This is a genomic window from Pectobacterium aroidearum (assembly GCF_015689195.1).
In the GTDB taxonomy this organism is placed as follows: domain Bacteria; phylum Pseudomonadota; class Gammaproteobacteria; order Enterobacterales; family Enterobacteriaceae; genus Pectobacterium; species Pectobacterium aroidearum.
In genome coordinates this window covers 785,176-810,372 of record NZ_CP065044.1, presented here as the reverse complement: position 1 = coordinate 810,372, position 25,197 = coordinate 785,176, and the positions used below count along the sequence as shown (strand labels likewise).

Genomic DNA, 25,197 nt, shown 5'->3' with positions numbered 1-25,197 from the left:
AGGCTGTCTCACTGAAACGTTGGAACTTTTAACCCGCCTTGCGGATGAAATAATGGGAAAGGTATGAAGAACTGGAGAACGCTTATTCTCGGATTGGCACTGAGTGCCTCTACCGCGTTCGCAGCACCACAGGTGGTTGATAAAGTCGCAGCAGTGGTCGACAACAGCGTCGTGTTGGAAAGTGATGTAAACAGTCTTTTGCAGTCGGTAAAACTGAACGCCCAGCAGGCCGGACAGCAGTTACCGGATGATGCCACGCTGCGTCATCAGATTACCGATCGCCTGATCATGGATAACATCATCCTGCAAATGGCGCAGAAGATGGGCATCCAGGTGACGGATGAGCAGTTGGAGCAGGCAATTACCAATATTGCCGCGCAGAACCGCATGTCTCTGGACCAGCTAAAAAGCCAGTTGGCCTATGAAGGTCTGAACTACAACACCTACCGTAGCCAGATTCGCAAAGAGATGCTGATCTCGGAAGTTCGTAACAACGAAGTCCGTCGCCGCGTTACTGTGCTGCCGCAGGAAGTTGATACGCTGGCTAAGCAGATCGCCAACCAGACCGGTGAAAACGATGAGCTGAACCTGAGCCACATCCTGATTCCATTGCCAGAAAACCCCACTCAACAGCAGGTTGATGAAGCGGAAAACCTGGCAACGTCGCTGGTGAAACAAATCAGTGAAGGTGCGGATTTTGGAAAGCTGGCCATCACCTATTCGGCTGACTCTCAGGCGCTGAAAGGCGGCCAAATGGGCTGGGGCAAATTGCAGGAAATTCCAACGCTGTTTGCTGAACGCTTAACGCAAGCACAGAAAGGCCAAGTCGTCGGCCCGATCCGTTCTGGTGTGGGTTTCCACATTCTGAAAGTGAACGATATTCGCGGCGGTAACAAAAGCGTATCGGTAACTGAAACACATGCTCGCCATATTCTGATCAAACCGTCTGTCGTCATGACGGACAGTCAGGCGCAAGCCAAGCTGGCCGACGTGGCACAGCAGATCAAAAACGGCAGCACCGATTTCGCCGCACAAGCCAAACTACTTTCTCAGGATCCTGGCTCGGCGAATCAGGGCGGCGATCTTGGCTGGGCTTCTCCAGACATGTACGATCCGGCCTTCCGCGATGCGCTGTTGAAACTGAAGAAAGGCGAAATCAGTCAGCCGATTCACTCTTCTTTTGGCTGGCACCTGATTCAGTTGCTGGATACCCGTCAGGTGGATAAAACCGACGCGGCGCAAAAAGAGCAGGCATACCGTATGATCTTTAACCGTAAATTCGCCGAAGAAGCACAAACCTGGATGCAGGAACAGCGTGCATCGGCGTATGTCAAAGTGATTAATGGCGCCACGAACTAATGCAGACTGAGAGCAATACGCCACGCGTTGTGATCACCCCCGGCGAACCCGCCGGGATTGGCCCCGATCTGGTGATTGCTCTGGCTCAGCAGGCCTGGCCTGTAGAGCTAGTGATCTGTGCGGATCCTGACCTGTTATTAACTCGCGCATTGCAGCTGTCTATGCCGCTGACATTGCGCGACTATCAACCCGGCCAGCCCGCACAGCCACAGCAGGCAGGTAGTCTCACCATCCTGCCGATCGCCGCATCGGCAACCGTCATTGCCGGCCAATTGAATGTCGCGAACAGCGCTTATGTCGTTGAGACATTGGCCCGTGCTTGTGATGGCTGCCTGAACGGTGAATTCGCCGCGCTGATTACCGGCCCGGTACATAAAGGCATTATCAATGATGCTGGTGTTCCGTTCAGTGGACACACGGAATTTTTCGCCGATCGCAGCCACTGTGACCGTGTCGTCATGATGCTGGCGACGGAAGAACTGCGTGTTGCCTTAGCGACCACGCATTTGCCGCTTGCGGCCGTTTCTGCGGCTATTACCCACCAGAGTCTGCACGAAGTCATCACGATTTTGCACCATGATTTGCAGACAAAATTCGGCATCGTTCAACCACAGATTTATGTTTGTGGATTGAATCCTCATGCCGGTGAAGGCGGCCATATGGGCCGTGAAGAGCTGGATGTGATTAACCCTGCGCTGGACGAACTTCGGCAACAAGGCATCACGCTGGTTGGGCCGCTGCCTGCCGACACGCTTTTCCAGCCCAAATATCTGCAACACGCTGACGCCGTGTTGGCGATGTACCACGATCAAGGGCTCCCGGTTCTGAAATATCAGGGCTTCGGGCGCGCCGTTAATATCACGCTGGGGTTACCCTTTATTCGCACATCAGTTGACCACGGAACAGCACTTGAGCTGGCCGCAACGGGTAGCGCCGACCCCGGCAGCTTCATCACGGCATTAAATCTTGCCATTAAAATGATAAAACACAGTAATGAATAATCGCGTACACCAAGGTCACTTCGCCCGTAAACGTTTTGGGCAAAACTTTTTAAACGATCACTTCGTGATCGATAGCATTGTGTCGGCCATTCATCCTCAGCCGGGTCAAGCAGTCGTAGAGATCGGGCCAGGCCTCGGCGCACTGACCGCGCCTGTCGGCGAACGGATGGATCGTTTTACCGTTATTGAGCTGGATAGGGATCTGGCCGCGCGGTTGGAAACACATCCGACGCTGAAAGATAAGCTGACAATTATTCAGCAAGATGCCATGACGATCGATTTTGCCGCACTTGCTGAGCAAGCTGGGCAACCGCTGCGCGTTTTCGGTAACCTACCGTATAATATTTCCACACCGCTGATGTTCCACCTGTTCAGCTATACTCAATCTATCCGCGACATGCATTTTATGTTGCAGAAAGAAGTGGTTAACCGTTTGGTCGCAGGGCCGAACAGCAAAGCGTTCGGGCGCCTGAGCGTCATGGCGCAGTATTATTGTCAGGTGATACCGGTGCTTGAAGTGCCACCGGAGGCATTCAAGCCCGCACCTAAAGTTGATTCCGCCGTAGTGCGACTCGTGCCTCATACCGAGATCCCCTACCCGGTCAGCGACATTCGCGTGCTAAGCCGCATCACGACGGAAGCATTTAACCAGCGCCGTAAGACACTGCGTAACAGTCTGGGCAATCTGTTCACCCCAGACGTGCTCGCCGAGCTGGGGATTGATGCCACCAGCCGCGCAGAGAATGTGTCCGTTGAGCAATATTGCCGATTGGCGAACTGGTTAAGTGAGCATCCGGCAAAACAGGAATAACTGGAGTTCATCATGATTAATGCGCCCCGTGTTTGTGTACAGGTTCAGAGCTTCTACGTGGAATCACAATCGGAGCCTGATGAAGAACGTTTCGTGTTTGCTTACACGATCACGGTTCGCAATCTGGGGCGTCATGAAGTCCAGCTCTTGGGGCGTTATTGGCTGATCACCAACGGTAACGGCCGACAAACTGAAGTTCAGGGTGAAGGCGTGGTCGGCGAACAGCCGATTATCCACCCTGGCAGCGAGTTCCAATATACCAGCGGCGCCGTTATAGAAACGCCCCTCGGTACAATGGAAGGCCACTACCATATGACTGACCATCAGGGTAAAGCGTTTCAGGTTTCCATCCCCGTTTTCCGTCTGGCTATCCCTTCACTGATACATTAATTATGTCTACCTATTTAGTTGGCGATGTTCACGGCTGTTTAGTTGAACTCAAAGCGCTATTGGCGCAAGTTTCCTTTAATCCTGAGCAAGATACGCTGTGGTTAACCGGCGATTTAGTCGCACGCGGCCCGGATTCGCTTCAGGTTCTGCGCTTCGTTCGCTCTCTCGGTTCTGCTGTTCGCATGGTGCTCGGCAACCACGATCTGCACCTGTTGGCCGTTTATGCTGGCATCAGCCGCAACAAACCGAAAGATCGTATCAGCGACCTCCTCACCGCACCGGACGCAGACGAGCTCATCAACTGGCTACGCCGCCAGCCGATCCTACAGGTCGATGACGATCTGAAACTGGTGATGGCGCACGCGGGCATCACGCCACAGTGGGATCTCCCTACTGCACAGATGTGCGCTCGAGAAGTCGAAGCGATCCTGAGTAGCGACAGCTACCCGCTTTTCCTTGATGCCATGTATGGCGATATGCCAAACCACTGGAGTCCAGAACTTAGCGGCCTGGCACGTCTACGCTTTAGCACCAACGTCTTTACCCGTATGCGCTACTGCTTCTCCGGCGGGCAGTTGGATATGCTCTGTAAAGAGCCACCGAGTCAGGCCCCTTCTCTGCTAAAACCGTGGTTTGATCTGCCAAGTCAGGTTGCCGGGGAATATGCTATTGCCTTCGGTCACTGGGCATCGCTGGAAGGGAAAGGCACACCGGAAAATATTTACGCGCTGGATACCGGGTGCTGTTGGGGGGGAGAGTTGACTATGCTGCGTTGGGACGATAAGCGCTATTTCACGCAGTCGTCACTTTCATCAAATACCGAATCTTCTGGTGATATCGCGCTCTGAACGTGCGGATTCATACGCTCATGCGCAGCGCACCACCGTTACAGAAAGGGGAAGGCCGTCCCAGACTGAACCTTTTTGGACGGCGGAGCGGCTAACTCCTCGGCGGGAATCGACCAAATACCACCACCAAGAAACCCAGCCAGGCCAACGGCTTCTACATCGCCTGAGGGTAATTCACGGCGGCGTGGATCGCTCAGGCGGTCAGTATTCAGATTGCTGTTTCTATTCGTCATGCTTACTGTCTCCTACCTATCAAACACAGCGGCTTAACGACATCTTGATTTAACGACGGAAAGCCGCAACCCGTTGTCATACTAGCGATAATAGATGACGAAAATGTGACCCATTCCGGCTAAAAAATAGAGAGATCGCCGCTCATTGTGGTTGCTTATGGGTTTCAACGGCAGGTTTTGTCAGCGGCGGAGAAACCGCAGAGTATTGCACCACCAGCATTCCCATAACGATTAACGCAACCCCCGCGATTCTCCCCAGCGTCGCAGGCTTCACCGCCAGCCCCATCAAACCAAAATGATCGATAATCAGCGATGCCACCACCTGACCAGCAATCACACAGACAATAAAGCCTGAAGCACCGAGCTTTGGCGTCAGCAACAACGCGGCGGTGATATAAGCAACGCCCGCGACACCACCCAGCCAAACCCACCACGGCCCCTGCAAAGCAGCGCCAACCGCAGGCGTCGGTATCCGGGCAGCAAACAGGATCGGTAATAACACACAAATACTGACCAGCAGGGAGACCAGCGTTGCCCAAAGAGGATGGCCTAACGCACGCCCCAGCGCCGCATTGCTGGCAGCCTGAAAAGGCACAATGCTCCCGGCAAGCACAGCAATACCCAGCGGCAGCAGCAATGAGAGAGAAAAAGAAGAGAATAACGACATGGACCCCCCTCGTTCACACTATAAAGTTCACAACATAATTGGGATGTTCCAATACTCACCTATCCATTACACTGATGGAAATTCGTAATTTATACGTAAGGTATGCATAGAATGGATGATTTGCGGCGTATCGATATGAATCTGTTGTTAACACTGCACGCGCTGTTGACGGAAAAACACGTCACGCGGGCAGCGCTGCGCCTGCACCGCAGTCAGCCTGCCGTCAGCCATTCGTTAGCACAGCTGCGCCAGATTTTTAACGATCCGCTGCTAGTCCGGCGTGAAGTTGGCCTGACGCTGACGACCCGCGCTCAGGCGCTACTCGATCCGCTGGAACAGGCGCTGGATCAACTGAACGGGCTGATTCAAGCGCCACAGTTCGATCCGCGCCATACCACGCGGCATTTCCGTTTAGCGCTCTCCGATTACGGTACGAATGCCGTCTTGCCTACGCTCATGAGGTATCTACGCACACAGGCACCCGGTATTTCGCTGGCCGTCAGCCATGCAGGCCGTGAAATGATGCTGGCACAGTTGATTGATGGAGAAATCGATTTAGGCCTCGGCGTTTTCCCCACACGCCCACCCGAGGTGCACGCCGAGCTCCTCTTTGAAGAGCAGTTTGCCTGTCTGGCTGACCGTGCCACGCTGTCAGAAAACGGTACGCTGTCGCTTGAGGCATGGCTGGAGCGGCCACATGTTCTGGTCACCATGCATCCTGATTCTGCCAATGAAATTGACAACACGCTGACCGCAAGCGGCATGTCGCGCAATGTCATACTGACGCTGCCCCACTGGCATGCTGCCATCAACCTCATTGCCGGAACTGACCTGATTTTGACAGCCGCGCGGCGTAGCATGGCGCGAATCAATACGCCAGATTTGCACATTTTTCCGCCCCCGTTCACGATACCCGATTTTGCCTTCCAGCAGGTATGGCACACGCGACGCGGGAGCGATCCTGCGCATCGCTGGCTGAGAAACGCCATTTGGGAAAGCTGCCAGACGGCAAATTAAAAACATCGGGTCAGAAAACGAAAAAACCCGCACAAGGCGGGTTTGGCGAGTATGGTATGTCGACAGCGCTATTACACTTAGCGACGTTCCAGAATTTCGAAGCAATAACTGTGTGAGTTACGCTCGTCAGCATCATGGAATTCGCTGAAAACAGACTGCCATTCATCCGGCTCATAGTCAGGGAAATGCGTGTCGCCTTCCACTTCAGCATCAATGTGCGTTAGGTAGAGACGGTTAGCCTGCGCCAGCATTTGCTGATAAATACTGCCACCACCAATCACCATCACTTCCTCAACCTCTCCCGCCGCCGCCAGTGCAGCATCCAGCGAAGAAACCCAGGTCACACGATCGTCATCACCGGGATGATTGCTGACGACAATGTTCAGTCGGCCGGGCAGCGGCTGACCGATAGAACGAAAAGTATTACGCCCCATAATAATCGGCTTATTAAGCGTATTACGCTTAAACCATGCCAGATCGGCGGGCAAATGCCACGGCATCGCGTTTTCCATACCGATCACGCGATCCACTGCCAGTGCAGCAATCAAACTAATAACCATGGTGAAAAAACCCTGTAGGTCAGAAAATTGCTGACACTATACGGAAAGCCCCTCCGCTCGTCGATATAGATACAAGACCGAAACGTAATATAAGAGTTTTATACTCCCGGCCGTTTACGGTAGAGCCAGATTCCCGGCAAAGACAGGCCGATAGAGAGCGCACCAACGATAAAACTGGCCTTCAGAAAATTGGTTATCATCACGCTCATCAGCGCTTCGCTGTAGCCAAGATGCGAAATCTCCACCACCGAAATCATTGCCGTGTAGGCGGAAATACCGGGAAACATCGGGATCACAGCCGCTACGGTGAAGACTTTCGGGTGTGCCAGCAGCCAGCGTGACCAGCGAATACCGATGATGCCAATCAGGATCGCCGCCAGAAACGACGCCCATTCGATATTCATACCGAAATGTATCGCCAGAAACCGTACGCCGTGCCCAACGCCACCCAGCAACGCGCAGTAAGGCAGCACTTTCAGCGGTACGTTGAAGACCATTGCAAACCCCAATGCAGGGACCGCCGCCAGCGCCATATCCTGCAAGAGCGCCCACAGTAAACTTAAGCCCATCCGCGTAACCCCCACAGTGACATCGCCATCACCACACCAATACAGGTTGCCAACGTCAGCAAACTCGCGACCGTCCAGCGTGCCAGGCCGGTATTCACATGCCCTTTAAACATATCCGCCACGGCGTTAATCAACGGGAACCCCGGCACCAGCAGCAGCACGCTCGCAGCCATCGCCACCGTCGAGGTTTGAGAAAACGCAGGTAAACGCATCAACAGGCCAGATGCCGACGTCGCGACAAACGCCGTAATACAGAAGTTGATCAACGGATTCAGGTGTCGTGCCGTAAAGACCTGTCGGACGTACATCGCCAGACCGCTGGCAATCAGCGTGACGATAAACGCATCCCACCCACCGCCGTTCAAACGGCTGAAGCAGCCGCAGGAAAGCGCCACAACGGTAACCATCAGCCAGCGCGGGTAGCGCAGGGGTTTGATATTCCCCAAACGCTTTTCCACCCCCGCCACATCCAGCAGTTTATGCTCGGCCATGATGACCGCATGCTGCACCTCAATGACGACGTGCATATTAATGCCACGGTCCACATTCTTCCGCGTCGACGTCAGGCAATGCCCTTGCATGATGGTGGTCAGGACAATGGAATTGGCCGAGATTGAACTCTCGACGCTATCAGCGCCGAGCGCCATGCCCAACCGTGATGATAGTTGTTCCACGACCATACTCTCCGCGCCATGCTGTAACAGCAGCAGTGCACACTGGATGCACAAGCGGGTTATTTCCCGCTGCTGTGGCGCTTCACCCATCCGTTTTGTATTACTTAGTAATTCACGGTTCTCACATTCACTGACCATGTTGTTATCTCAACCCGCCCCTGAAATTAACCACAAAAAATGAAAGGATAATTGTTAACATATCGCCGCCGAATAACCAATAAGTGTGATGCGAATTCATTATTCTGGCGCTATCATTTCAAGCGACATTACTCTTTTCACGCTCAGGAATGATCATGTTAGAAACATCGCTGTTTGTCGCGACCATCGCCACGCTGGGCATGATATCTCCCGGCCCCGACTTTTTCCTCGTCATCAGGAATGCCGCGCGTTACCCGCGCGTCGCCGCGCTGATGACCGCGTTTGGCGTAGTCTGCGGTGTAGCAACCCATATGGCGTACTGCGTCGCCGGGCTCGCCGTCGTCATCACCACTACACCGTGGCTGTTTAATGTACTGAAATATGCAGGCGCCGCCTATCTGATCTGGATCGGTATTCAAGCGTTATTCGCACGCGGTGGCAGCAAGATGGACGTATCAAATCTGGTACAACAAAGCGTCAGCCTGAAAAAAGCGTTCCTGCAAGGTTACCTCTGCAACCTGCTTAACCCAAAAGCCACACTGTTCTTTCTGGCGATGTTTACGCAGGTTTTGAATATTCACTCCGGCATCGGTGAAAAGCTGTGGTACGCCATGATTATCTTGCTGCTATCTGCCGTCTGGTGGCCGCTGTTAGTCGTGCTTTTCCAAAGCGAACCCGTGCGGCGTGGGTTGGCTAAAGTGCAAAAACTGGTGGATAAGCTGCTAGGAACGGTATTGATCGCATTGGGCATCAAGGTGGCACTGGGGTGAGATTGCTACCAGACTTGCTCTCCTGTCACCGTCTGGATTGATATAAAAACCCCCTCGATTTTCACCGAAGGGGTTATGTTCTTATCCTGACGCTAGCTTAGTAGCTGGCATAATAAACACGTAACCGATGGTGATCGGGATCGAGTGCTACGAATGTCAGGCCAAAATCCATCTGGGTGATATCCTGAGCGATAGTTATATCCCGTGCCTTCCAGTTTTCATAAATCGCGTTCAGTGCGACCTCACTCTCGACACGAATGGCTAATTCGCTACCACCGCCCGCCAGTTGAGTTAGCGGTTTAACCTCATGCTTAGACCACAACCCCAATAACAGCCCTGAGTCAAAGGCAAACATGGCAAAGTTTTCCGACTTCTCAACAGGCTGAAAATCAAACAGTTCACGATAGAAACGTTCGCTGGTAACGGCATCTTCTACATATAAAATAATAAAATTTGGTGCGTTCATCAGAGACTCCCTGTAATCAGGTGGGTAATAAGCAGAAGGCTTCTGCTTGCCTGAATGCATCGTAGTACGCACTGATGTCAATTTCTGTCAGTAGCCATTACTGCTGAGGAATGTCCTCTTTTTCATGCCATTCTCTTAATAACTGCTGGCGACGACGAGGATAACGCTGCTCCAACACCGTCATACTACGGATGCGTTCAGCCCTGAAATGACGAAACTGCTGACGGCGTTCGCACCAGGCGGCAATCACATGCGTTTGATCGAAAAATCCCAATGCAAACGGCCAGATAATTCGGAGAGACTCATTGCCCTGAAGGTCACAATAAGCAATCTCCGTGCGCCGTTCTGCCCGAATGGCGTGACGTAAGGCTGATAAGTCGATAACAACAGCGGGAGTAAATTCCGCCTTACCCACTAATAGTCCTGAAGAATCAAGCGCGTTACGCAACTCTGGTGGTAATACCGCGGCAATCTTCATCAACGCATTACGGGCTGCCCCCGCCAAACGCTCATCTGTTCTTCGGACGACCCAGCGCGAGCCCAACACTAATGCTTCAATTTCCTCTTCTGAAAACATCAGAGGGGGCAGAATGAACCCTGGGCGCAGGATATAACCTAATCCCGCCTCTCCCTCAATATGCGCTCCCTGCAACTGTAGCGTGGCAATATCACGATAGACCGTTCTCTGGCTCACACTTAACTTTTCCGCCAAATACGCCCCTGTTACGGGAAACCGGTGATGGCGTAATATCTGTAAAAGCTCAAGCAAACGCTGCGTTCTGGACATCATCTCACCCTGATTTCAGGCATAGGAAACCTGCTCAATACCTGCCTCAAAACAGAGTGGCTGGAAAGAGGATTTCAGGCTAAACAAAAATACAAAAAAGCCAGCGCTGTTACCAACGCTGGCTTTCATCATCAGCTTATTGTCTACCGAGGTCGGTCAATCAGCCTTTAATCATCGCATGCATTTCCTGCACGGAGGTGACCTTCTCCGTCGGATCGGCTGTCAACGACATTGCCGTGGCGAAACCGCCGTTCAGCGTCGTGTCGTAATGCACCTTGTATTGCAGCGCACTGCGGCGAATCAGCTTGGAGTCTTCAATCGCCTGACGCCCTGCGGTGGTGTTGACGATGTAGGTGTACTCGCCGTTCTTGATGCGGTCCTGAATGTGCGGACGACCTTCATGCACCTTGTTCACCAGACGCGGATTAATGCCCGCTTCACCCAGTTCAATCGCCGTACCGTGCGTCGCATCCAGCTCAAAGCCGTGCTTCAGCAGTTTGGCCGCCAGATCCACCACGCGCGCTTTGTCGCCTTCACGCACCGACAGCAGCGCACGTCCGGTTTTCTTCATGTGCGAATTGCTGCCCAGCATCGCCTTGGCAAACGCTTCGGCAAACGTGCGACCAACGCCCATCACTTCCCCAGTCGAACGCATTTCTGGCCCCAGAATCGGGTCAACGCCAGGGAATTTGTTGAACGGCAGCACCACTTCTTTCACCGAGTAGTACGGCGGGATGATTTCTTTGGTGACGCCCTGCTCAGCCAGCGTTTTGCCTGCCATCACGCGTGCAGCGACTTTCGCCAATGGAACGCCCGTCGCTTTCGAGACAAACGGTACGGTACGCGCAGCACGTGGGTTCACTTCAATCAGATAAACTTCGTTATCCTTCACCGCGAACTGCACGTTCATCAGCCCGCGAACGCAAAGTTCAAACGCCAGTTTCTCAACCTGCTGACGCATCACGTCCTGAATCTCTTTGCTCAGCGTGTAAGCCGGCAGTGAACAAGCCGAGTCACCGGAGTGAACGCCTGCCTGCTCGATGTGCTCCATGATGCCGCCAATCAGCACGCGTTCTCCGTCACAGATCGCATCAACGTCAACTTCGATAGCATCATCAAGGAAGCGGTCTAACAGTACTGGGGCATCGTTGGAGACGCTAACGGCAGTCTGGAAGTAGCGACGCAGGTCGATTTCGTCATACACGATTTCCATCGCACGACCGCCCAGAACATAAGAAGGACGGACGACCAGCGGGTAACCGATGCCGCGCGCTTTTTCTACCGCCTGCTCAATCGTTGCTACCGTGGCATTAGCCGGTTGCTTCAGTCCAAGGCGATTCACAGCCTGTTGGAAACGCTCGCGGTCTTCTGCACGGTCAATCGCGTCCGGGCTGGTACCGATAACCGGCACACCTGCCGCTTCCAGAGCACGCGCCAGTTTCAGCGGCGTCTGGCCACCGTACTGCACGATAACGCCTTTTGGCTTCTCGATACGGACGATTTCCAGCACATCTTCAAACGTTACCGGCTCGAAGTACAAGCGGTCAGACGTATCGTAGTCTGTTGAAACGGTTTCCGGGTTGCAGTTGACCATGATGGTTTCATAACCATCTTCACGCAGCGCCAGCGAAGCGTGGACGCAGCAGTAGTCAAATTCGATCCCCTGACCGATACGGTTAGGTCCGCCGCCCAGCACCATGATTTTGTCACGATCCTGAGTCGGATTGGCTTCACACTCTTCTTCATACGTGGAGTACATGTAAGCCGTATCGGTGGCGAATTCTGCCGCACAGGTGTCGACGCGCTTATAGACCGGATGCAGGTTGAATTTATCGCGCAGTTTGCGAATTTCGCTTTCCGCCACGCCAGCCAGTTTAGCCAGACGCGCATCAGCAAAGCCTTTACGCTTCAGCGTACGCAGGAATTCGGCATCCAATGCGGTTGCACCTTTCTCTGCGACCTGCTCTTCCAGACGCACCAGCTCTTCAATCTGCACCAGGAACCAGCGATCGACGTTGGTCAGGTTAAACACGCCATCGACAGACATCCCTGCGCGGAAGGCATCGGCGATGTACCAGATACGCTCTGCACCGGCATCTTTCAGCTCGCGGCGAATTTTGGTCAGCGCTTCAGGGTCATCTAAATCCACTTTCGGATCGAAGCCCGTTGCGCCGACTTCCAGCCCGCGCAGCGCTTTCTGCAGGGATTCCTGCTGTGTGCGACCAATCGCCATCACTTCACCCACCGATTTCATCTGCGTGGTCAGACGATCGTTGGCACCCGCGAATTTTTCGAAGTTGAAACGTGGAATCTTGGTAACAACGTAGTCAATGGCAGGCTCGAAGGACGCTGGCGTACGGCCACCAGTGATGTCATTCATCAGTTCATCGAGCGTGTACCCCACCGCCAGTTTGGCCGCGATTTTCGCAATCGGGAAACCCGTAGCTTTAGACGCCAGCGCGGAAGAACGCGATACGCGCGGGTTCATTTCAATCACGATCAGACGGCCAGTTTTCGGGTTCACCGAGAACTGAACGTTGGAACCACCGGTTTCTACACCGATTTCACGCAGTACCGCCATCGAGGCGTTACGCATGATTTGATATTCTTTATCGGTCAGCGTTTGCGCCGGTGCGACGGTGATGGAGTCACCCGTGTGGATCCCCATGGCATCGAAGTTTTCGATGGAGCAGACGATGATGCAGTTGTCGTTCTTATCACGCACCACTTCCATCTCATACTCTTTCCAACCGATCAGCGATTCATCAATCAGCAGCTCTTTGGTTGGTGAAAGATCCAGACCGCGTTCGCAGATCTCTTCAAACTCTTCGCGGTTGTAAGCGATACCGCCGCCGGTGCCGCCCATAGTGAAGGAAGGACGGATGATGCACGGGAAGCCAACGTCAGCCGCAACAGCCAGTGCTTCTTCCATTGTGTGTGCGATACCAGAACGCGCCGTGTCCAGACCGATCTTCTTCATCGCAACGTCAAAACGACGACGATCTTCTGCTTTATCAATCGCATCCGCCGTTGCACCAATCATGGTGACGCCGAACTCCGCCAGCACGCCCTGACGTTCCAGCTCCAGCGCACAGTTCAGCGCGGTCTGGCCACCCATCGTTGGCAGCACCGCGTCTGGACGCTCTTTTTCAATGATTTTACGCACCACTTCCCAGTGAATCGGCTCGATGTAGGTCGCATCGGCCATTTCCGGGTCGGTCATGATGGTTGCCGGGTTAGAGTTCACCAGAATAACGCGGTAGCCCTCTTCGCGCAGTGCTTTACAGGCTTGTGCACCCGAGTAGTCAAACTCACACGCCTGGCCGATAACAATCGGGCCTGCGCCCAGAATCAGGATGCTTTTAATATCTGTACGTTTTGGCATTTTCTCGCTCCTGATTATTTAGCTGAAGAACGGTAAGTCTGAATCAAGTCAATAAAGTGGTCGAACAGCGGCGCAGCATCGTGCGGGCCCGGGCTGGCTTCTGGGTGACCCTGGAAGCTGAACGCTGGCTTATCCGTGCGGTGAATCCCCTGAACCGTGTGGTCAAACAGGGATTTATGCGTGACGCGCAGCGTATCAGGCAGATTATTTTCATCCACTGCAAAGCCGTGGTTCTGCGCGGTGATCATCACACAGTTGTTATCCAGATCTTTTACCGGATGGTTACCGCCGTGGTGACCCAGCTTCATTTTGATGGTCTTCGCACCGCTCGCCAGCGCCAGCAGTTGGTGACCCAGGCAGATACCGAATACCGGAATATCCGTGTCCAGGAAGGTTTTAATCGCGCGAATCGCGTAATCACACGGCTCTGGGTCGCCCGGGCCGTTAGAGAGGAAAATGCCATCTGGATTCAGTTTCAGCACATCTTCGGCGGGTGTCTGTGCCGGAACGACCGTCAGACGGCAGCCGCGATCCACCAGCATACGCAGAATGTTGCGTTTCACACCGTAGTCATAGGCCACGACGTGGTAAGGCAGCTCACTTTCGTTTTTCGCCGCAGGCAATTCGCCTTCCAGCGTCCAGCTTCCCTGTAACCAGCTGTAGCTTTCTGCCGTCGTCACTTCTTTTGCCAAATCCATCCCTTTCAGCCCTGGGAACGCTTTCGCTTTCTCCAGCGCAACAGCGGCATCCGGCGCATCGCCCGCGATGATGCAGCCATTCTGTGCGCCTTTTTCACGCAGCAGACGGGTCAGTTTACGGGTATCAATATCAGCAATGGCGACGATGTTGTTGCGTTTGAGGTATTCAGACAGGCTTTCTTCACTACGGTAGTTGCTGGCAATCAGAGGTAAATCGCGAATAACCAGACCTTGAGCCTGTACAGAGGGGGATTCTTCATCGTTGGCATTGGCGCCGACATTACCGATATGGGGATAAGTGAGAGTGACAATCTGGCGGGAATAGGAAGGATCAGTAAGGATTTCTTGATAACCGGTCATCGACGTATTGAAGACCACTTCCCCCACTGCCGACCCTTCTGCCCCAATGGCCCGACCGTGGAATTGGGTTCCGTCTTCCAGAACCAATAGCGCTGACTTAATCAAAACACCCTCCAAGGAATAAACAATCACGTTATTTGCATATTAATTCAGATTCGAGCCACTAAATCAATGCAAAAACTACCTGTAAGGCCAATTTTTGGCAAATTGGGCGCATTTTAATGATGGTCTTCCTGATTGTCTACCCAAACCGCTTTTTTTCTCTTATTTTTATGCTTTCCGAAATAAATAGCCGCCCACTGACGTAAAAACCTACATCAACTCAGATAAGTAAACGGTTGCGAGGCAATATCGTTAAAATACGAATAACAAATCGCCAGCAGAGGGCATTTCAGGAGTAAAGGGAAAGGATCACCGCTAAAAACACGAATAAAAATCAGATAAAAACAAGTGATAATAAAAAATTCAAACCAAAAGCTTAAAAATAAAGGTGATAGTAAAAATAATCACCTTTATCAAAAACTTATAGTTTTTTATAAAAAATTAAAAACTATAAATCATCCAGAGAAAGCACATCTCTCATATCGAAAAGACCGCTTTCTTTCGAACTAATCCAGATAGCAGCTCTTACCGCACCATTGGCAAACGTCATACGGCTGGATGCCTTGTGGGTAATCTCAACGCGCTCGCCAATATCAGCAAACATCGCCGTATGTTCACCGACAATGTCACCCGCACGCACGGTCGCAAAACCAATACTTTTCGGATCGCGTTCACCTGTATGACCTTCACGCGCATACACGGCACAAGACTTCAGATCGCGTCCCAACGCATCGGCAATCGCCTCGCCCATCGCCAGCGCGGTGCCAGACGGCGCATCCACTTTGTGGCGATGGTGTGCTTCAATGATTTCGATATCAGTATAGTCACCCATGACCTTGGCGGCTTTTTCCAGCAGCTTCAGCATGACATTGACGCCAACGCTGAAGTTCGCGGCAAACACAATCCCGATATCCTGTGCAGCCTGCTTTATCGCCGCCTTCCCTGCGTCATCAAAGCCGGTTGTCCCAATAATCATGCCCTTACGGTGCTGATGGCAAAATGCCAGATGTGCTAATGTGCCTTCAGGGCGAGTGAAGTCGATCAAAATATCGAAATCATTCTGCACAGCATCCAGGCTTTCCTTCACGGTAATACCGCTTTTACCGAGCCCGGCAAGCTCACCGGCATCGCTCCCAATCAGAGACGAACCAGAACGTTCCAGCGCCGCGCCCAATACCACACCGTCCATTTGCTCGATGGCCTGAATCAGCTGGCGTCCCATACGGCCGCCCGCACCTACAACCGCAATACGGATGGATGAATCCTTCATAATGTCTCTCTCTTTTTTATCCTGACGACATAAAAATAACATCAGGTTAACGGGCGCTGCGCACTATCGCCAGCGGATTTACCGCCAGATTAGAAAATACTGTTTGAAGCCGCAGAAAATCAGCAAAACTGTCTCACCACAGCCAGCAGAATCGTGTCTGAAAGCGATGAAAAGCCGTAAGGCGTTTGAAGACATGCAGGGAAGGTCAAAAATAAACCATATGCCATAACGCATAAAAATTCATTTTTATGCATTAACACTTTCATAAGGGAATACAAGGAGAGAAAGCGGAAGGGAATAAAAGCGATAGAGCCGAAGCCCTATCGCAGAAACAGCGCTAATCGACCTGTTTGACTTCAACACGCAGTTCTTTCGGCACTTCAAAGACGATATTTTCTTCACGTCCCTGCATTTCAACAGCAACCTTGCCGCCTAATGCTTTCAGCCGCTGGATCACCTGTTGTACCAGAATATCCGGTGCGGATGCGCCTGCGGTTACCCCAACATGCGAAGCGCCATCTACCCATGACTCCTGGATGTCTTCCGCTGAATCAATCAGATAAGCCGCTTTCCCTGCTCTCTGTGCCAATTCAGCAAGACGGTTGGAGTTTGAGGAATTTTTAGAGCCCACAACGAACACGACATCTGCCTTATCCGACAAATGGCGAACGGCTTCCTGACGGTTGGTCGTGGCATAGCAGATATCATCTTTACGCGGACCAACAATCTGCGGGAAACGCTCACGTAGCGCATCAATCACCGCATAGGTGTCATCAACCGAAAGCGTAGTTTGCGTCATAAAGCACAGGTTACTTTCGTCTTTTACCTGTAGCTGCCAGACATCCTCGGGGGATTCCACCAGATACATGCCACCATCCGCATTGCTGTACTGCCCCATCGTCCCTTCAACTTCAGGGTGTCCAGCATGCCCGATAAGAATCGCTTCTATGCCTTTCTTACTGGCTCTGGCCACTTCCATATGTACTTTGGTTACCAGCGGGCAGGTTGCATCGAATACCGTCAGATCACGGCTTTTTGCTTCATTACGTACCGCTTGCGAGACGCCATGCGCAGAGAAAATAAGAATCGCACCGTCCGGCACGTCTTCAATCTGCTCAATAAATATCGCACCACGTTCGCGTAATCCGTTAACCACATAGCGGTTATGTACCACTTCATGACGGACGTAGATCGGCGTACCAAAAAGCTCCAGCGCACGTTCCACAATGCTGATAGCGCGATCGACACCGGCACAAAAGCCGCGTGGATTAGCCAGCAGGATCTGCATGAGACACCTCCTGTTCTACGGGATCGATATCCAACACCTCGAGATCGAAGGTAATCGCCTGACCGGATAGAGGATGGTTGAAATCCACGGTGACCGATTCCTCGGTCACATCGCGGATAATCCCCGGCATATCATTCCCGGCAACGCCGCTGAACAGCATGATGGTGCCAACATCCGGCACGCCGGTCTGAGCGAAATCACGACGCAAGAAGAACTGGATCAGGTTTGGATTGGTCGGCCCAAAGGCCGACTCCGGCGGCAGCGTAAACTTACGTTTATCGCCACGCTTCAATCCCAACAGATTTTGTTCCAGCGCCTCAGACAGGCTGCTATCGCCAAGGCGAAACAGCGCTGGCTTGCCGCGCTCACGCGTAGATTCGGCCGTGGAGCCATCCTCCAGCGTAAGAATAAAATGCACCAGCAGCGCGCTGTTGTGCTGCACAGTATCAGACATCAGTGACCCTTTTGCTTAACGGTATCAGTATCATCATGCGTACTGAAAAACCCTTCCAGTACGATGAGCGCTGCACCAATACAGATGGCAGTATCGGCCAGGTTAAACGTGGCAAAGTGCCAGTCACCGACATAGAAATCGATGAAGTCGACGACAAATCCATGCCATGTGCGGTCAAACAGATTGCCCAATGCGCCGCCGATAATCAGCGAATACGCAATGTTATTTAGCCTGTGTTTGACACTGCCACGATACATCATCACCAGCAGCGCAACCACGATAGCAATCGCGATACCGGCAAAGAACCAGCGTTGCCAGCCGCCTTTATCCGCCAGGAAGCTGAATGCTGCGCCGTAGTTACGGGCGTAATGCAGATTCAGAGAAGGCATCACTGGCACCGTATCCCCCAGCGCAAAGTGGGCAAGGATCCACTGCTTGCTGCCAAGATCGATAACTAAAACCAGTATCGCCAGCCAGAGCCAGCGCAGTCCACTCGAACAGATCTTATTCATCAGACAAATTTACGCTCTTCGCCGTTACCGCCCACGTTAGTCGCACAGCGACCACACACTTCAGGATGATCGGCGTTGCTACCGATATCCGTCTCGTAATGCCAGCAGCGTGGACACTTGTGCCCTTCTGCCTCACTTAAGGCAATTTTCAGTCCAATGAGTTCCGTTGCCTGCGCGCTATCCGGCGCATTTTCATAACGTTCCACCAGCGCTTTTGACGTCAACAGCGCGAAGTGCAGTTCCTGACGCAGCTGGTTCAGTTTGCCCGCCAGATTAGCGTCGGCGTACAGCGTGACAGAGGCTTCCAGCGATCCACCGATGCGCTTGTCATTACGCGCCTGCTCGATGACTTTGTTCACTTCGCTACGTACTTTCAGGATATCGGCCCAGAACGCATCGTTCATGGTTTCCGAAGCATCCAGCCCGAACAGACCGTCATACCACTCTTCGGTAAACACGTACTGCGCACGTTCGCCCGGCAGGTAGCTCCAGATTTCATCAGCCGTGAAGGACATAATCGGTGCCATCCAACGTACCAGCGCTTCTGAGATATGGTATAGCGCAGTCTGGCAGCTACGGCGCGCAACGCTGTCGCTTTTTGCCGTGTACTGACGATCTTTAATGATATCCAGATAGAACGATCCCATCTCGATCGAGCAGAACTGCATCAGGCGTTGTACGACGCGGTGGAAATCATAGCTTTCATACGCTTCGAGGATCTCTTCCTGCGCGGCTTTCGCACAGCCAACCGCCCAGCGATCCAGCACCACCATGTCTTCTGGTTTCACGCTATCTTTCTGTGGATCGAACCCGTTCAGGTTCGCCAACAGGAAGCGTGCGGTGTTACGAATACGGCGATAGGCATCGGCAGAACGCTTCAGGATCTCATCGGATACCGCGATTTCACCGGAGTAATCCGTTGAACCGATCCACAGGCGCAGAATGTCGGCACCCAGCTTGTTCATTACGTCCTGCGGGCTAACGGTATTGCCGATAGACTTGGACATTTTGCGTCCCTGACCATCCACGGTGAAACCGTGAGTCAGCACCTGACGGTAAGGCGCTTTGCCTTTGATCGCCGTAGAGATCATCAGAGAAGACATGAACCAGCCACGATGCTGGTCAGAACCTTCCAGATACATATCTGCCGCGTGGCCGCCGAATTCAGGACGGACATCAACCACGGACGCGTGCGTCGATCCTGAATCGAACCACACATCCAGCGTGTCTGGCACTTTGACGTAGTTATCAGCGTCAGCGCCCAGCACATCGGCCGGATCGAGATCCCACCATGCCTGAATACCGTCGGCTTCAACACGTTTTGCCACCGCTTCAATCAGTTCAGCGGTACGCGGATGCAGCTCTTCTGTCTCTTTGTGGACGAACAGCGACATTGGTACACCCCAGGTACGCTGACGGGAAATACACCAGTCAGGACGGTTGGCGACCATCGCTTCGATACGCGCCTGACCCCAATCCGGGATCCACTGCACGCCTTTGATTTCAGACAGCGACTGCTTACGCAGGCCTTTTTGATCCATGCTGACAAACCACTGTGGCGTCGCGCGGAAAATGATTGGCGACTTATGACGCCAGCAGCATGGATAGCTATGCTGTAATTTCTCTACGTGCAGCAACATGCCTTTTTCACGCAGGATTTCAACGATCAGATCGTTAGCTTTGAAAACGAATTTGCCATCCAGTTCAGGATAGGTACCGCTCAGGTAGCAACCATTCGGCCCCACCGGGTTAGCGATTTCCAGATTGTATTTTTGGCTGATCACATAGTCGTCAGGACCGTGACCACCAGCGGTATGTACCGCACCGGTACCTGCATCCAGCGTTACGTGGTCGCCCAGAATAGCTGGTACGTCGAAGCTCAGGAACGGATGCTTGAAACGCAGCAACTCAAGATCGGCGCCTTTGCAGTCACCCAGCACTGTCCACTGGGTCACACCTGCGCGTTTCATCACGCTTTCAACCAGATCGGCCGCCAGAATCAACGCCTGACCGTCAATTTGCACCAATTGATAATCGAACTCTGCATTCAGCGAGATCGCACGGTTTGCTGGCAACGTCCACGGCGTCGTCGTCCAGATCACCAGCGAAACAGGGCCGTCTACGCTGCTCACGCCAAATTTAGCTAATACCGCCGCTACATCGCTAGCGTTGAACGCCACATCAATGGATGGAGAGGTTTTGTCGTAATATTCAACTTCCGCTTCCGCCAGTGCGGAACCACAATCAGCACACCAGTGAACTGGCTTAGCCCCCTTGTGCAGGTGGCCGTTTTCAATGATGCGACCCAGCGCACGAATGATGTTCGCTTCGGTTTTGAAATCCATCGTCAGGTAAGGACGATCCCAGTCGCCCAACACGCCGAGACGAATAAAGTCGGCTTTCTGACCGGCAACCTGCTCTGCCGCATATTTACGGCACTCCGCACGGAATTCTGCCGCGCTGACTTTCTCACCCGGCTTACCGATCAACTGTTCTACTTTCAGTTCAATCGGCAAACCGTGGCAGTCCCAGCCCGGCACATAAGGGGAATCGTAGCCAGACAGGCCTTTCGATTTAACGATAATATCTTTCAGAATCTTGTTAACTGAGTGACCAATGTGAATGCTGCCGTTCGCGTACGGAGGGCCATCGTGCAGAATGAAGGTCTTCTTTCCCTTCTTCGCATTGCGAATAATCCCGTACAGATCCTGTTCATACCAACGTTTCAGCATGTCAGGTTCGCGCTTGGCCAGATCGCCACGCATCGGGAACCCTGTTTCCGGCAAGTTCAGGGTAGTCTTATAGTCACTCATTAGATTCTCGATTTCGTTTCGGCTAGAAAAATTAAACCGGTGTCTTTAACCCGAAGAATGTCCGGGCTGTCACCACATCATCGGCGATTTGCTGTTTTAACGCATCGAGCGAAGCAAAACGCTGTTCATTACGGATTTTTTTACGCAGTACGACTTCAATATGACGACCATAAAGATCTATCGTCACGTCCAGCAAATGCACTTCAAGCTGCTGGCGTTTGTCACCGTTTACGGTCGGACGTGTACCAATGTTGGCGACGCCCGGTAGCGGCTCTTGCCCCAGCCCATAAACGCTGACGGCATATACGCCGCTGACAGGGGAAACCTGACGTTTCAGCGGCAGGTTGGCGGTAGGGAACCCAATGGTTCGCCCCAATTCTTTACCATGTTCCACACGCCCGGAAATGCAGTAAGGATGGCCCAGCAGGCTTTCCGCAAGCTCGAGTTCATCACGACTGAGCGCTTCCCGTACGGCAGTGCTGCTCACCCGTTTGCCGCCATTGCAGAACGAATCGGTGCTGATGACATCAAATCCCGACTCACGCCCAGCCTTCTGTAATAACAGGAAATCTCCCTGACGACCAGCCCCGAATCGGAAGTCATCTCCGACAACCAGAAACTTCACGCCCAATTTCTTCACCAGCAGAGAAGAAACGAACGTCTCGGCGTCATTGGCGGCAAAACGCGCGTCGAATCTGACGCACAGCAGATAGTCCACGCCAGCCTGCGCCAGATATTTCACCTTGTCACGCAGTCGCGTCAGACGTGCGGGCGCTTTTTCCGCAGCAAAGAGTTCCAGCGGCTGTGGTTCAAAAATCATGACCATCACCGGCAGCCCACGCGCGCGACCTTCCTGCTTCAATCGCTCAAGCAGCATTTGGTGTCCGAGGTGCACGCCGTCAAAATTACCAATAGTGAGCACACAGCCGTAATGGTGTGCCCGAAGATTGTGTATACCGCGAATTAGCTGCATGGCTGGCCCAGAACAAAGGGTTAAAATTATGGAAATCGGCGGATTATACCTTGTACAGCGAGTAAGGTTAACCCGCGATTCGCGCCTTTTGCTGCCACCCTGTAAATCGTGCCAGTATTTGCACGTTTTTTAGCTGAATCATCGATGGATGACGCCCACAAGCAGAATATCCAGGTAGCGGATGTCCTATACAATACGACTTTACCGATAGCAGACAGGGTTTTATCAAATTCAGAATGAATTTATGATGCGAAAGGCTGTATTCCACCGCGTGAAGCTGCTAAAATCCTGCGCCATCACAACGTAACAAGTGTCGACGTACAAACGACGCTTATTTGCACAAATCCATTGACAAACGAAGGCTAAACGAGCATATTCCACGGCCTTTGAATTGTCCTCGATTGAATATATTTGGGAGTTGGACCTTGGCTAATATCAAATCAGCTAAGAAACGCGCCGTACAATCTGAGAAGCGCCGTAAGCATAACGCAAGCCGTCGCTCAATGATGCGTACTTTCATCAAGAAAGTATACGCGGCGATCGCTACTGGCGATAAAGAAGTGGCACAGAAAGCGTTTAATGACATGCAACCGATCGTGGATCGCCAGGCTGGTAAAGGTCTGATTCACAAGAACAAAGCTGCACGTCATAAATCCAATCTGGTTGCGCGCATCAACGCCATGCAATAATCACGCATCTGCGTGTTGTTGCTAAAAAAAACCGGCTCAGGCCGGTTTTTTTACATCTGCCATTTCATGGCGAGGACTTATTTATCAGCCCGCGACAGGCCTTCTGCTCTATCACAGAAGAGCGCTGAAAAATCTGCGTTACAGACACGCTGTACCGCCGGATGCTGGATCATTCTCGCAGCAAAGATCGCATAATACTCGTCCTGAATGTTCTCGATCCTGCCGATCTCGACGACATCGCCCTGCTGGTAAATCTCATTGGCATACAGCGATGGCGCAACGAAAATCGCATCATTATTAATGCCGAAGGCAGTCATCAGCGCTGCATCATCAAATTCGCCCAAAATGTTCACCTGAATATTCTGCGCAGTAAACCAGTTCAGCAGTTTTCGTCCCAACATGGTTCGCCGCCCCGGAATCAACAATTTACGTTGTTCAAGGCAAGCCGGAAAAGCATATTCAGGCTGAGGACGTTTACAGTAAAAACTGACGCCACACTCGCCCAGCTTGATTGAAAACAGCCCTTCCTGCTGCGTTGAGTCCACCGGGCAATCAGACAAAATCATATCCAGCTTATGCTGGCTCAGTTGCTCCAGCAGCATCTCATGCGTCGACTCAAAACAGCGCAGATGGATATGTTCCTGCTCCGTCACGACCGTTTCCAGTACCCTGCTAACCAGCCGTTTGGACAACGCATCTGCCACACCGACATCGAATAGCAGGTTCGATTCTTTGCGGTAGTTCACAATATCCAACATTTCCTGGCTGAGCTGGAACATGCTATCTGCATAGCGAAAAACCAGTTGCCCCAGCTCCGTCGGTTCCAGCCCCCGCCCTTTACGCTTGAAGAGTTTGCCCTGCAGACGCTCTTCCAGGCATTTGATTTGCCCGGTAATGGTCTGCGGCGTTAAGAACAGCGTCTCTGCTGCCCCGGCAACGGAGCCCGACTTATAAACCTGCCAGAAATAATAGAGATGATTAAAATTCAAATGAGACACACCGGCCCCCTCTTGGCGCTTCTGGCATAGCATCAACCCTTACACGGCTGCACTGCCTTGTCCAGCACCGGCAACACTCCACGCAATGCCAGATAGCCGAGCAACGCCGCCAACCCCGACGCCAGCAAGATTCCCAGCTTGGCATAGGTAATCAATTCCGCATCGCCGCCAGAGAATGCCAGCAGCGTAATGAATATCGACATGGTAAAACCGATACCACACAGCACTGACACCGCCACTATCTGGCTAAAACCCACCCCAACAGGCAGACGGGCATAGCCCAATCGGATAGTTAGCCAACTGAGCAGGGTAATACCCAGCGGTTTACCGATCAGCAGCCCGGCTGCGATACCCAGACTCAAAGGGGAGAACAATTTTTCCAGCACAATTCCCTGTAACACAATGCCTGCATTAGCGAAGGCAAACAGCGGAATGATCAGAAACGCGACCCACGTTTGTAAACCATGTTCCAGCGTGGTTGCCGGAGAAGGTTCTCCGTCGGACGTACGCAAAGGAATAAAGAATCCGACAATCACTCCGGCCAGCGTCGCATGAACGCCACATTTTAGGATGCAGACCCATAGGACAATCCCCACCAGCAAATAGGCGGAGGTTTTCCGGACCTGTTGCCTGTTCAAATAGGCCAGCGCTGCAATCGCCAACACCGCGCCGCCCAGTGCAGGCCAGAAGATTTGCTGCGTATAAAACAGGGCAATGATCAGGATCGCCCCCAGATCGTCAATGATCGCCAACGCCAGCAGGAAGACTTTTAACCCTGCGGGAACGCGCTTGCCCAATAGCGTCAGCACGCCAATCGCGAACGCGATATCCGTCGCGGCAGGAATCGCCCAGCCAGCGCGTGTGACCTCATCGTTTGCGTTGAAAAGCAGAAACAGCAAGGCAGGAAAAATCATCCCACCTACCGCCGCTGCCAGCGGTAGCATCGCCTGCTGACGGCTGGCTAGTGTGCCTTCGACTAATTCGCGTTTCACTTCCAAACCAATCAGCAGAAAGAAAATCGCCATCAGGCCATCGTTAATCCACAGCAACAGGTTCTTATTGATTTCCAGCGCGCCAAATCGCATTTCCACCGGCATCATCAGGAACTGTTGATAGCCAGCGGCAGTAACAGACCAATTGGCAAACGTGAGCGCCAGCACCGTCGCCATCATTAACATCACACCAGCCGCCGCATCCAACTGAATAAAGCGGCGAATCATTGTTATCATTGACGTAATCTCCCATCAGGTATGAACGTGAATACCGTACGTCCACTTTCTTGCAGGCAAGATTACGCAATCTAACTACTCGTTAAAAGCAGATTAAAACTGGTATAAACATCGTAAAAATCGATCTATTAAGTGA

At 52.6% G+C, this 25,197-nt stretch carries 25 protein-coding genes; 8 read left to right on the top strand and 17 right to left on the bottom strand.

Annotated elements, in window-relative coordinates:
* Nucleotides 1-63: 63 nt before the first annotated feature.
* The 5 genes from surA to apaH are packed head-to-tail and all read left to right on the top strand — an operon-like array spanning nucleotide 64 to nucleotide 4,409.
* The gene (gene surA, locus I2D83_RS03635) at nucleotides 64-1,359 is read left to right on the top strand and encodes a peptidylprolyl isomerase SurA (protein ID WP_015841764.1); all 1,296 of its coding nucleotides are present in this window, start codon (nucleotides 64-66) and stop codon (nucleotides 1,357-1,359) included.
* Nucleotides 1,359-2,360: a 4-hydroxythreonine-4-phosphate dehydrogenase PdxA gene (pdxA, locus tag I2D83_RS03630; protein ID WP_205947553.1), complete on the top strand. Its 1,002-nt coding sequence runs from the start codon at nucleotides 1,359-1,361 to the stop codon at nucleotides 2,358-2,360. The genes surA and pdxA overlap by 1 nt, the downstream gene beginning before the upstream one ends.
* Nucleotides 2,353-3,171 carry a 16S rRNA (adenine(1518)-N(6)/adenine(1519)-N(6))-dimethyltransferase RsmA gene (gene rsmA, locus I2D83_RS03625; RefSeq protein WP_015841766.1) on the top strand — a complete coding sequence of 273 codons (819 nt, stop codon included), beginning with the start codon at nucleotides 2,353-2,355 and terminating at the stop codon, nucleotides 3,169-3,171. The genes pdxA and rsmA overlap by 8 nt, the downstream gene beginning before the upstream one ends.
* Before the next feature lie 12 nt (nucleotides 3,172-3,183).
* Nucleotides 3,184-3,561: a Co2+/Mg2+ efflux protein ApaG gene (gene apaG / locus I2D83_RS03620; RefSeq protein ID WP_015841767.1), complete on the top strand. Its 378-nt coding sequence runs from the start codon at nucleotides 3,184-3,186 to the stop codon at nucleotides 3,559-3,561.
* A gap of 2 nt (nucleotides 3,562-3,563) precedes the next feature.
* Nucleotides 3,564-4,409: a bis(5'-nucleosyl)-tetraphosphatase (symmetrical) ApaH gene (gene apaH / locus I2D83_RS03615; RefSeq protein ID WP_015841768.1), complete on the top strand. Its 846-nt coding sequence runs from the start codon at nucleotides 3,564-3,566 to the stop codon at nucleotides 4,407-4,409.
* Between the two features lie 38 nt (nucleotides 4,410-4,447).
* Here the strand turns inward: apaH and I2D83_RS03610 are convergent, their stop codons facing one another.
* Together I2D83_RS03610 and I2D83_RS03605 are read right to left on the bottom strand one after the other, a co-directional pair.
* Nucleotides 4,448-4,642: a hypothetical protein gene (locus I2D83_RS03610; RefSeq protein WP_015841769.1), complete on the bottom strand. Its 195-nt coding sequence runs from the start codon at nucleotides 4,640-4,642 to the stop codon at nucleotides 4,448-4,450.
* Between the two features lie 142 nt (nucleotides 4,643-4,784).
* Complete coding sequence (locus I2D83_RS03605) at nucleotides 4,785-5,309, bottom strand: DMT family transporter (protein ID WP_015841770.1); 525 nt, start codon at nucleotides 5,307-5,309, stop codon at nucleotides 4,785-4,787.
* Nucleotides 5,310-5,420: 111 nt separating this feature from the next.
* On the opposite strand from I2D83_RS03605, the gene I2D83_RS03600 reads away from it, so the two are divergent.
* Nucleotides 5,421-6,326: a LysR family transcriptional regulator gene (locus tag I2D83_RS03600; protein WP_205947552.1), complete on the top strand. Its 906-nt coding sequence runs from the start codon at nucleotides 5,421-5,423 to the stop codon at nucleotides 6,324-6,326.
* Nucleotides 6,327-6,403: 77 nt separating this feature from the next.
* Here I2D83_RS03600 and folA read toward each other — a convergent pair whose 3' ends face one another.
* The 3 genes from folA to I2D83_RS03585 form a co-directional block, all read right to left on the bottom strand.
* Nucleotides 6,404-6,886: a type 3 dihydrofolate reductase gene (gene folA / locus I2D83_RS03595; RefSeq protein ID WP_015841772.1), complete on the bottom strand. Its 483-nt coding sequence runs from the start codon at nucleotides 6,884-6,886 to the stop codon at nucleotides 6,404-6,406.
* A gap of 98 nt (nucleotides 6,887-6,984) precedes the next feature.
* Nucleotides 6,985-7,455, bottom strand: coding sequence for a threonine/serine exporter (locus tag I2D83_RS03590; protein ID WP_181829349.1), 471 nt, complete (start codon nucleotides 7,453-7,455; stop codon nucleotides 6,985-6,987).
* On the bottom strand, nucleotides 7,446-8,219 hold the full coding sequence (locus I2D83_RS03585) for a threonine/serine exporter family protein (RefSeq protein WP_155116524.1): 774 nt from the start codon (nucleotides 8,217-8,219) through the stop codon (nucleotides 7,446-7,448). The genes I2D83_RS03590 and I2D83_RS03585 overlap by 10 nt, the downstream gene beginning before the upstream one ends.
* A 203-nt stretch (nucleotides 8,220-8,422) precedes the next feature.
* Here I2D83_RS03585 and I2D83_RS03580 point away from each other — a divergent pair, with 203 nt between their 5' ends.
* A complete protein-coding gene (locus tag I2D83_RS03580) occupies nucleotides 8,423-9,037 on the top strand; it encodes a LysE family transporter (RefSeq protein ID WP_181829350.1) in 615 nt (204 codons plus the stop codon).
* Between the two features lie 97 nt (nucleotides 9,038-9,134).
* On the opposite strand, the gene I2D83_RS03575 is transcribed toward I2D83_RS03580, so the two are convergent.
* The 10 genes from I2D83_RS03575 to ribF all read right to left on the bottom strand — a co-directional run bounded on the left by I2D83_RS03575 (nucleotide 9,135) and on the right by ribF (nucleotide 22,145).
* Nucleotides 9,135-9,503: a VOC family protein gene (locus I2D83_RS03575; protein WP_015841776.1), complete on the bottom strand. Its 369-nt coding sequence runs from the start codon at nucleotides 9,501-9,503 to the stop codon at nucleotides 9,135-9,137.
* 97 nt (nucleotides 9,504-9,600) lie between these two features.
* On the bottom strand, nucleotides 9,601-10,290 hold the full coding sequence (locus tag I2D83_RS03570; protein WP_205948136.1) for a helix-turn-helix transcriptional regulator: 690 nt from the start codon (nucleotides 10,288-10,290) through the stop codon (nucleotides 9,601-9,603).
* A 160-nt stretch (nucleotides 10,291-10,450) separates the two neighbouring features.
* Nucleotides 10,451-13,675, bottom strand: a complete 3,225-nt coding sequence (gene carB / locus I2D83_RS03565; protein WP_180776761.1) for a carbamoyl-phosphate synthase large subunit — start codon at nucleotides 13,673-13,675, stop codon at nucleotides 10,451-10,453.
* A gap of 14 nt (nucleotides 13,676-13,689) precedes the next feature.
* A complete protein-coding gene (carA, locus tag I2D83_RS03560; RefSeq protein WP_015841779.1) occupies nucleotides 13,690-14,838 on the bottom strand; it encodes a glutamine-hydrolyzing carbamoyl-phosphate synthase small subunit in 1,149 nt (382 codons plus the stop codon).
* 445 nt (nucleotides 14,839-15,283) lie between these two features.
* Nucleotides 15,284-16,105, bottom strand: a complete 822-nt coding sequence (gene dapB / locus I2D83_RS03555) for a 4-hydroxy-tetrahydrodipicolinate reductase (protein ID WP_181847218.1) — start codon at nucleotides 16,103-16,105, stop codon at nucleotides 15,284-15,286.
* A 337-nt stretch (nucleotides 16,106-16,442) separates the two neighbouring features.
* Nucleotides 16,443-17,393: a 4-hydroxy-3-methylbut-2-enyl diphosphate reductase gene (gene ispH / locus I2D83_RS03550; protein WP_181847219.1), complete on the bottom strand. Its 951-nt coding sequence runs from the start codon at nucleotides 17,391-17,393 to the stop codon at nucleotides 16,443-16,445.
* Nucleotides 17,374-17,847 (bottom strand): FKBP-type peptidyl-prolyl cis-trans isomerase, encoded by a 474-nt coding sequence (gene fkpB / locus I2D83_RS03545; RefSeq protein WP_181829353.1) that lies wholly within the window; start codon nucleotides 17,845-17,847, stop codon nucleotides 17,374-17,376. Before fkpB ends, ispH begins: the two co-directional genes overlap by 20 nt.
* Nucleotides 17,847-18,362, bottom strand: coding sequence for a signal peptidase II (gene lspA / locus I2D83_RS03540; RefSeq protein WP_155116488.1), 516 nt, complete (start codon nucleotides 18,360-18,362; stop codon nucleotides 17,847-17,849). The genes fkpB and lspA overlap by 1 nt, the downstream gene beginning before the upstream one ends.
* On the bottom strand, nucleotides 18,359-21,172 hold the full coding sequence (gene ileS / locus I2D83_RS03535) for an isoleucine--tRNA ligase (protein ID WP_205947551.1): 2,814 nt from the start codon (nucleotides 21,170-21,172) through the stop codon (nucleotides 18,359-18,361). The genes lspA and ileS overlap by 4 nt, the downstream gene beginning before the upstream one ends.
* Before the next feature lie 31 nt (nucleotides 21,173-21,203).
* Nucleotides 21,204-22,145: a bifunctional riboflavin kinase/FAD synthetase gene (ribF, locus tag I2D83_RS03530; RefSeq protein ID WP_180776756.1), complete on the bottom strand. Its 942-nt coding sequence runs from the start codon at nucleotides 22,143-22,145 to the stop codon at nucleotides 21,204-21,206.
* A 425-nt stretch (nucleotides 22,146-22,570) separates the two neighbouring features.
* On the opposite strand from ribF, the gene rpsT reads away from it, so the two are divergent.
* Nucleotides 22,571-22,834: a 30S ribosomal protein S20 gene (rpsT, locus tag I2D83_RS03525; RefSeq protein ID WP_005973217.1), complete on the top strand. Its 264-nt coding sequence runs from the start codon at nucleotides 22,571-22,573 to the stop codon at nucleotides 22,832-22,834.
* Between the two features lie 77 nt (nucleotides 22,835-22,911).
* Here rpsT and nhaR read toward each other — a convergent pair whose 3' ends face one another.
* Together nhaR and nhaA are read right to left on the bottom strand one after the other, a co-directional pair.
* Nucleotides 22,912-23,832 carry a transcriptional activator NhaR gene (gene nhaR, locus I2D83_RS03520; protein ID WP_205947550.1) on the bottom strand — a complete coding sequence of 307 codons (921 nt, stop codon included), beginning with the start codon at nucleotides 23,830-23,832 and terminating at the stop codon, nucleotides 22,912-22,914.
* 32 nt (nucleotides 23,833-23,864) lie between these two features.
* Entirely contained in the window at nucleotides 23,865-25,061 is a 1,197-nt protein-coding gene (gene nhaA, locus I2D83_RS03515; protein ID WP_205947549.1) for a Na+/H+ antiporter NhaA, read from the bottom strand.
* Nucleotides 25,062-25,197: the final 136 nt, after the last annotated feature.